We start from the raw sequence: 7807 nt of genomic DNA, 5'->3' as shown, positions 1-7807 counted from the left end.
GAGGATGCAGGTGCCAAAGCGCCACGGGTTGCAGAGATTCTTCAGCGCCAGCTACCTCCGCAAGACTTCTGCCCTTGAGTGCGGCAAGGTCTGCTTCTAAATACGGCAGGCCCAGGCTAGGCTGCCAGAAACTCGCTGATCCGTTCCACTGCCTGCCGCAAGGGCGGCAGGAAGTCCTCGCTCAGCCGCCGCATGGGCACGCGATCCGCCAGCACGCTGACGTTCACCGCGCGCCTCCACTCTCTTCATGGTAATGCCGGCCAAAACGAACAAGAAATGTGTAGATGCCGACGCGCTTCTAGCTCTGTGGCCGCCCCAGCGTCTCGAAAAACAGTATCGACTACAGCGCTCGGCTGGTCGCTCTTTGTCCGCCAGCGGCCGTCCCGTCGATTGCGCGAATTCCTGCACCTGGCATGGACGCTCTGGAGAAGAGTGTGTCAGCTCGGCAACGCGCAAAGAATCTAGTTCGCGAGCTCAGGGGCACTGCTACTTGCGCTCGTCTGTATCCGTTTGATCGAGGTGCCCGCTATCGTCGAGACGGGGCAGGAGGCCGGCACCGCCTGAACTCCAAATGATATCCATCCGCCAACACTTCCTCGCCACGCCGCCTTCGACACTCAGGCATGCACTTGTCGCGAAAATCCAAGCTCACTGGCCACCGTTCGTGACAGGACATGCACTGGTCATGCTTTCCGCGCCAACGCCAGGCAAGCCAACCCGATTCCCGATGGTCCGAGCTCGCATGGCAAGGTATGTTGGCCAGAAGTGCCGAGCGCCTAGTCCAAATGCCCGAGATCGATACGAGATGGCCTGGAAACCCGCGCCAATCCTCATTGTGCATAAATAACAACGCCCGTGGATGGGGGGTGTTTGTGCGGTAAGATTGACCGAAATCTATTCGTTGGAGCGTTATCGTGAGTGATACCCAGACCCCCGGGCCCGGTACGAAACTGGACCTGCGCACGCTGACCTACGTGGCCTATGGCCTGTATGCGCTCGGCTTTCTCAGCAGCGGTTTTCTGGGCATTGCCACGCTGGCGTCTGTCGTGCTGATGTATCTGAAGCGCGCCGACGTGGCTGGCACGGTCTACGCCGCGCACTTCGACTGGTTGCTGCGCACGTTCTGGTGGGCGTTGCTGTGGATGGCGATCAGTGCCCTGGCTGTGTATATCTTCATCGGCTGGATAGGCCTTGCCGCGACGGTGGTCTGGGTCTTGTACCGCCTGATCAAGGGCCTGCTGGCGCTGCTGGAGGGCAACGCGCCGACGCATTACGCCTGATGCGGATTTGAGCCCATCACATCAAGGCCGGCTATTGCCGGCCTTGTCATTCGCGCGACGCATGCAGAGCGCAGCGGCCCAGCATGAGCACTGCCTTGCCAGTCGCGGCGTTCCATCGCATGGCGAGGTCTAGCGCCTCTGACGCTGTGCGGGCAAGCATGTCTGCACATGGCAGTCTGCGTCCATCAGGAGTCTCAGCTCGGGGACGATGGCACCACGCGACCGTCGTGGCATCGCTGATCCAAGCACCGCGCCGCATGCTCGGCATCCACATCGCAAATCTTGAGAGCCACGCGGAGAGTCAATATCGACGTGGGTTTCGAGGCAGTGACGGCTCACCACGCAATCGGCAATGCCACGGATTCCATCAGTGCTAAACGCGAGAGGTGCTGGCTTGCTTGATTGCCCGTGGGGCTGGGATGCTGCCTGGCGATGAACCCGCCGGCGCTGTGTGAGCGATGCGCCCGGACCAAAGCCTGGGCGTCGCAATGGCAAGAGGCAGGGACGTACGCCGTACGCCCTTAGCCTGCTTACTTCAGATGTGCGTTGACCAGCTTGGTCAGTTCGAACATCGTGACCTGATCCTTGCCGAAGATCGGGCGCAGCTTGGCATCGGCGTTGATGTTGCGCTTGTTGCTGGCATCTTGCAGGTTGTGCTTCTTGATGTATTCCCAGATCTTCTTGGTGACCTCGGTACGCGGCACGGCTTCCGAACCGATGACGGCAGCCAGTTCGGCGCTCGGGGTCAGGGGCTTCATGAATGCAGCGTTCGGCTTGCGCGCGGTCGCGGGTTTGGAGGTTGTGGCCATAATGCGGCGCTCCTTCTCTGGCTGTTGGAAAAATTGTCCTGCGGCCGGAGCATAACGTGTCTCTCCCGTAAAGACAAAGCCATTTATCCTCTGTAGCAACTAAAATATACAGACTGGTCCCTCCTACCACATCATTGTGTAACCTCCTATGTACGCAAGGTCTCCCCTGGAATCAATTCGGCTGTTTCATGACGAATTGACAGCGCTGCGGCGCGATTTGCACGCCCATCCCGAGCTGGGATTCGAGGAGGTGCGCACCTCGGGCATCGTGGCCGGCTCGCTGGAAGCGTTGGGCATCGAAGTGCATCGGGGCATAGGCAAGACCGGCGTGGTCGGCGTGATTCGCGGCAAGCGTTGCGATAGTGGACGCATGATCGGCTTGCGCGCCGACATGGATGCCTTGCCAATGACTGAAGACAACGAGTTCGGCCACAAGTCCACCAAGCCGGGCCTGATGCACGGTTGCGGCCATGACGGACACACGGCGATCCTGATCGGTGCGGCGAAGTATCTGGCGCAGACGCGCAACTTCGACGGCACCGCCGTGCTGATCTTCCAACCCGCGGAAGAAGGCCGCGGCGGCGCGCGCGCCATGCTGGAAGACGGCTTGTTCGACACCTTTCCGTGCGATGCCATCTATGCCCTGCATAACTGGCCTGGCCTGAAACCGGGCACCGTGGGCATCAATCCCGGTCCGATGATGGCGGCCGCAGATCGCTTCGAGATCCAGATCACGGGGCGTGGCGGCCACGGCGCCCATCCCTATCAGACCATCGATCCGGTGACCATCGCGGGGCAGATCATCACCGCCTTGCAGACGATCGTGTCGCGCAATGTGAATCCATTGGATTCGGCCGTTGTTTCCATCGGCTCCATGCAGGCCGGCCATCCCGGCGCCATGAGCGTGATTCCGCGCGAGGCGAAGCTGGTCGGCACGGTCCGCACCTTCCGCAAATCAGTGCAGGAGATGGTCGAGACGCGCATGCGCGAATTGGTGACCGCGATCGCGGGCGCCTTCGGCGGCAGCGCCGAGCTCATCTACGAACGCATCTATCCGGCGACCTTGAACACCCCGCAGCACGCCAACCTCGTCGCCGATATCGCGACCGAGATGATCGGCAAGGAAAACGTGGTTCGCGACCTGACGCCTTCCATGGGTTCGGAAGACTTCTCCTTCATGTTGCAGACCAAGCCCGGCGCGTATTTCCGGCTGGGGCAGGGCGGAGCGGATTCCGGCTGCGTGCTGCACAACTCCCATTTTGATTTCAACGATGCCGTCATTCCCTTGGGCAGCGCGATGTTCTGCGCGCTGGCCGAGCGGGGTATGCCCCTGGCGGATTAAGCAAGAAGCGACCCATGTCTACTGCGCAAATCAAGCAACTCACCATCACCCGCCCCGACGACTGGCATCTGCACTTGCGCGACGGCGCGGCGCTGGAAGCCGTGGTCGCCGATACGGCGCGGCAGTTCGCGCGCGCCATCATCATGCCGAACCTCAAGCCGCCGGTGACCACGACCGAGCAGGCAATCGCCTATCACGGCCGTATCCTGGAGGCCCTGGCCAAGGCGGGCGGCAATGCCGACGCCTTCACGCCGCTGATGACGCTGTACCTGACCGACAACACGTCGGGCGAGGAGATCTTCCGCGCGCATGAATCCGGCCAGGTCTATGCGGTGAAGCTGTATCCCGCTGGCGCCACCACCAACTCCGACGCGGGCGTCACCGATCTGCTGGGCAAGTGCGCGAAGGCGCTGGAAGCGCTGGAAAAATGTGGCATGCCTTTGCTGGTGCATGGCGAAGTCACGGACCCGGCCATCGATGTGTTCGACCGCGAGGCGGTGTTCGTCGAGCGCGTGATGAAGCCATTGCGCCGCGCCTTCCCCGCCTTGAAGGTCGTGTTCGAGCACATCACGACCAAGGAAGGCGCCGAGTACGTGCGCGACGCCGAAGGGCCGATCGCCGCCACCATCACGCCGCAGCATCTGCTGTACAACCGCAATGCGATCTTCCAGGGCGGCGTGCGCCCGCATTGGTACTGTCTGCCCATCCTCAAGCGCGAGACGCATCGCCAGGCCTTGGTCGCGGCCGCCACCAGCGGCAGTCCGCGCTTCTTCCTGGGCACGGACAGCGCGCCGCATGCGCGTGGCCTGAAGGAGCATGCTTGTGGTTGCGCCGGTTGCTACACCGCCCTGCATGCGATGGAACTCTACGCAACGGCCTTTGACGCGGCGGGCGCGCTGGATAAGCTGGAAGGCTTCGCCAGCTTCCATGGCCCTGACTTTTACGGGCTGCCGCGCAATACCGGCAAGCTGACGTTGGTTCGCGAAACCTATCAGGTGCCGGACGAACTGCCTTTCGGCAATACTGCCCTGGTGCCGCTGGCCGCGGGCGAAGCATTGGCCTGGCGCGCCCAGGTCTGAGCATCGGGCCGGGACGGCCGGCCGAAATGATCCGTGCAGAAAAAAGCCCTGCTTATATATAAGCAGGGCTTTTTCATGCTCCGAGCGGCGCTCAGAGCGCGCTTTCTCGGCGCGCTTCCAGCAGCTCCCAGCGGGCGAATTTCTCTTCCAGTTCGCTCTCCAGCTTGGCCAGTTCGCCGTTGATCCGCTCCACTTCCGCCGGCGCGTCCCGGTAAAGGCTGCCGTCGGCCAGCTTGCCGGCCAGCTCGGCCTGCTGCGCCTCGAGCGCGGCGATGGCGTCGGGCAGGCCTTCCAGCTCGCGCAGTTCCCAGGAGTTCATCTTCGCGGCGCGCGCCGGCTTCGGCTTGGCGGCCTTGGCGCGCGCGGCGGCTTCGTCGAGCGCCGGCTTGGATGCCTTGTCCGCATCGGCGGCCAGCGAGGCGGGCGCCGGGCGTTGTATCAGCCATTCGTCGTAGCCGCCCACATAATCGCGCCAGCGGCCATCGCCTTCCGAAGCGATGGTCTGCGTGACCACGTTGTTCAGGAAGGCGCGGTCGTGGCTGACCAGCAGCACGGTGCCGGAGTATTCCTGCAGCAGCTCTTCCAGCAGTTCCAGCGTTTCGATATCCAGGTCGTTGGTGGGTTCGTCCAGCACCAGCACGTTGGCGGGGCGTGCGAACAGCCGCGCCAGCAGCAGGCGCGCGCGTTCGCCGCCCGACAGGCTGCGCACCGGCGATCCGGCGCGCGCCGGTGAGAACAGGAAGTCGCCCAGGTAGCTCATGACATGCTTGCGCGTTCCGCCGATCTCCACCCACTCGCTGCCCGGGCTGATGATGTCCACCAGCGTCGCGTTCTCGTCGAGCTGGGCGCGCATCTGGTCGAAATAGGCGACCTCAACGTTGGTGCCCATGCGGGTATTGCCGCTGTCGGGCGTCATTTCGCCCAGGATCAGCTTCAGCAGCGTGGTCTTGCCGGCGCCGTTGGGGCCGATGATGCCGATGCGGTCGCCACGCAGGATGGTGGTCGAGTAGTCATCCACCACGGTCTTGTCGCCGAAATGCTTGCCGACGTGTTCGAGTTCGGCGACGAGTTTGCCGGAGCGTTGCCCTTCTGCCAGCGCGAGCGACACGTTGCCCACGCGCTCGCGGCGCTCGGCGCGCTCGACGCGCAGGCGCTCGAGCCGACGCACGCGGCCTTCGTTGCGGGTGCGGCGGGCTTCCACGCCCTTGCGGATCCACACTTCCTCCTGGGCCAGCAGCTTGTCGAAGCGAGCCTGTTCGAGGCGCTCGGATTCCAGCCATTGGGCCTTGCGCTCCTGCCATTGCGAGAAATTGCCTGGAAAGCTGAGCAGGCGCCCGCGGTCCAGTTCGACGATGCGGGTCGCCACGGCGTCCAGGAAGCGGCGGTCGTGCGTGATGATGACGGCCGCGCCTTTCCAGTTGCGCAGCATGTCTTCCAGCCAGGCGATGCCGTCGAAGTCCAGGTGGTTGGTGGGCTCGTCCAGTAGCAGCAGATCCGGCTCGTCGACCAGGGCGCGGGCCAGGGCCACGCGCTTGCGCGTGCCGCCCGACAGGCCGGCGATCTGCGCGTCCGCGGGCAGGCCGAGCTTTTCCAGCACGGCGCGCACGCGCGACGGGCGCTGCCAGTCTTCATGGTCGCCTTCCGTGTTGCAGACCACGTCGAACACGGTGGCGTTCTCGTCGAGCTCGGGCTCCTGCTCGACGGTGGTCACGCGCAGGCCCGAGCTGCGGGCGATGTCGCCATCGTCGGGCAGGGTCCGGCCGTCGAGCAGCCTGAGCAGCGAGGACTTGCCGGCGCCGTTGCGGCCGATCAGGCCGATGCGTTCACCGGCCTGGATGGAGAAGTCGGCATGGTCCAGCAGCGGGTGATGGCCATAGGCCAGCTGGATGTCTGTCAGGGTGATGAGGGTTGCGAGGGCCATGTAAGAATCGTGTCTGCGGCGTCAATGCGGGAGTCAGCGCGTATTGTCGCAGGAAGCCTGGGCCCGTGCCTCAGGGGGACGGAGCCGCGGGGTGTACTAGAATACGCAGCGCAAGGCGGGCTGGGCGATCGCGGTGGATGCGAATCCATCGAGGAAGGTCCGGACTCCACAGGGCAGGGTAGCGGCTAACGGCCGTCCGGTGTCGTCTTCGGGCGATGTCGAGGAATAGGGCCACAGAGACGAGTCTGCGGGGCGGGCGCGGCGACGCGCACAGGTACGGCCATCTCCGTATCGCGCCGTCCGGTAACGGGCGGCGGCATCGCAGGGTGAAACGCGGCAACCTCTACCCGGAGCAACATCAAATAGGCATGCGTGCGGTCTTCGGACCGCGAAGGGCGGCTCCGTCCAAGCATGCGGGTAGATGGCTACAGCGGCTCAGCAATGAGCCGCGCAGAGGAATGATCGTCCGCCGGGGCAACCCGGTGTACAGAATCCGGCCTACAGGCCCGTCTTGCATTGATATTTTCGCGGCGCGGCCCCGTGCGGGCGTGGGCGCCGATAGCGGGTCTTGGCGCCGTGCCGTGCCGCGGGGCCTTGGGCGGCCGGCCGATGCCGATGGTGGATCACGGCGTCGGCGAACCTGGGGCGGCAAATTTCTGAAGGCCGCAAGCCCTGCGCGGCGTTCGAAGCCCGCGCCGCCGGGGGCGGGAGCGCTATCCAAAACAATGCAAAGCCATTGTTAGCCGCCACTTTTCAAGAAGGACTTTTAGATAGTGACGCAACCTCCTGATTTATTGGGAGGTTTTCTTTTTTTATGTTTTACAAGTTGCTCTAAGTCCTTGTTGTGATTGAAAAAATTGCAACCGTGCGCTTGACCCGGTTTGCCCCATACCGTAGAGTGGGAAATAGTAGGAAATTGTGCAATTAAGTGGGGTAAAAGTGGTGTTTCAGGGAAGCAGCGCGCTCACGCTGGATGCCAAGGGACGGATCTCGATTCCGACCCGGCACCGTGACGCGCTCGTGTCGCAGGCCGATGGCCGGCTGACCCTGACTCGCCATCCCGACGGCTGCCTGCTGGTGTACCCGCGTCCCGAGTGGGAAAAGAAGCGCGAGCAGATTGCCGCCTTTCCCATGTCGGCCCGCGCGCTGCAGCGGCTGTTGCTGGGCAACGCTCAGGATGTGGAATTGGACGGCTCCGGCCGGGTCCTGATCGCTCCTGAACTGCGCAACGCTTCCGGTATGACGCGCGATGTGATGCTGCTCGGTCTGGGCGCGCACTTCGAGCTGTGGGACGCCGCTACCCTGGCCAGCCGCGAGGCCGAGGACCTGGCCAAGGGTATGCCGGATGTGTTGAACCAGTTTTCGTTCTGAAACAG

Annotated in this window: 6 protein-coding genes and 1 other RNA gene; 5 read left to right on the top strand and 2 right to left on the bottom strand. The window is 63.5% G+C overall.

What is annotated here, in order from left to right; all coding sequences use genetic code 11:
* Positions 1-914 precede the first annotated feature (914 nt).
* Positions 915-1280: a hypothetical protein gene (locus AC6LJ9_RS06880; RefSeq protein WP_212314362.1), complete on the top strand. Its 366-nt coding sequence runs from the start codon at positions 915-917 to the stop codon at positions 1278-1280.
* A 530-nt stretch (positions 1281-1810) separates the two neighbouring features.
* On the opposite strand, the gene AC6LJ9_RS06875 is transcribed toward AC6LJ9_RS06880, so the two are convergent.
* Complete coding sequence (locus AC6LJ9_RS06875; protein ID WP_006217453.1) at positions 1811-2089, bottom strand: SWIB/MDM2 domain-containing protein; 279 nt, start codon at positions 2087-2089, stop codon at positions 1811-1813.
* 148 nt (positions 2090-2237) lie between these two features.
* Between AC6LJ9_RS06875 and AC6LJ9_RS06870 the strand changes: the two genes are divergently transcribed.
* Both AC6LJ9_RS06870 and pyrC read left to right on the top strand, forming a co-directional pair.
* On the top strand, positions 2238-3431 hold the full coding sequence (locus AC6LJ9_RS06870; RefSeq protein ID WP_212314360.1) for a M20 aminoacylase family protein: 1194 nt from the start codon (positions 2238-2240) through the stop codon (positions 3429-3431).
* Positions 3432-3445: 14 nt separating this feature from the next.
* Complete coding sequence (gene pyrC, locus AC6LJ9_RS06865) at positions 3446-4510, top strand: dihydroorotase (protein ID WP_212314359.1); 1065 nt, start codon at positions 3446-3448, stop codon at positions 4508-4510.
* A 91-nt stretch (positions 4511-4601) separates the two neighbouring features.
* On the opposite strand, the gene AC6LJ9_RS06860 is transcribed toward pyrC, so the two are convergent.
* Complete coding sequence (locus tag AC6LJ9_RS06860) at positions 4602-6431, bottom strand: ATP-binding cassette domain-containing protein (RefSeq protein ID WP_498146960.1); 1830 nt, start codon at positions 6429-6431, stop codon at positions 4602-4604.
* A gap of 112 nt (positions 6432-6543) precedes the next feature.
* Here AC6LJ9_RS06860 and rnpB point away from each other — a divergent pair.
* Both rnpB and mraZ read left to right on the top strand, forming a co-directional pair.
* Positions 6544-6948: RNase P RNA component class A (gene rnpB, locus AC6LJ9_RS06855), an RNA gene on the top strand.
* 425 nt (positions 6949-7373) lie between these two features.
* Positions 7374-7802 (top strand): division/cell wall cluster transcriptional repressor MraZ, encoded by a 429-nt coding sequence (gene mraZ, locus AC6LJ9_RS06850; RefSeq protein ID WP_062685149.1) that lies wholly within the window; start codon positions 7374-7376, stop codon positions 7800-7802.
* Positions 7803-7807 lie beyond the last annotated feature (5 nt).

The sequence above is a fragment of the Achromobacter sp. 1011811831 genome (genome assembly GCF_059760905.1).
This window is presented reverse-complemented; position numbering and strand designations above follow the sequence as displayed.

Excerpts from the sequence above, each read along its gene's own strand:
- pyrC (WP_212314359.1), top strand. The coding sequence starts at position 3,446 with ATGTCTACTGCGCAAATCAAGCAACTCACCATCACCCGCCCCGACGAC.
- AC6LJ9_RS06875 (WP_006217453.1), bottom strand. The coding sequence starts at position 2,089 with ATGGCCACAACCTCCAAACCCGCGACCGCGCGCAAGCCGAACGCTGCA.
- AC6LJ9_RS06870 (WP_212314360.1), top strand. The coding sequence starts at position 2,238 with ATGTACGCAAGGTCTCCCCTGGAATCAATTCGGCTGTTTCATGACGAA.
- AC6LJ9_RS06860 (WP_498146960.1), bottom strand. The coding sequence starts at position 6,431 with ATGGCCCTCGCAACCCTCATCACCCTGACAGACATCCAGCTGGCCTAT.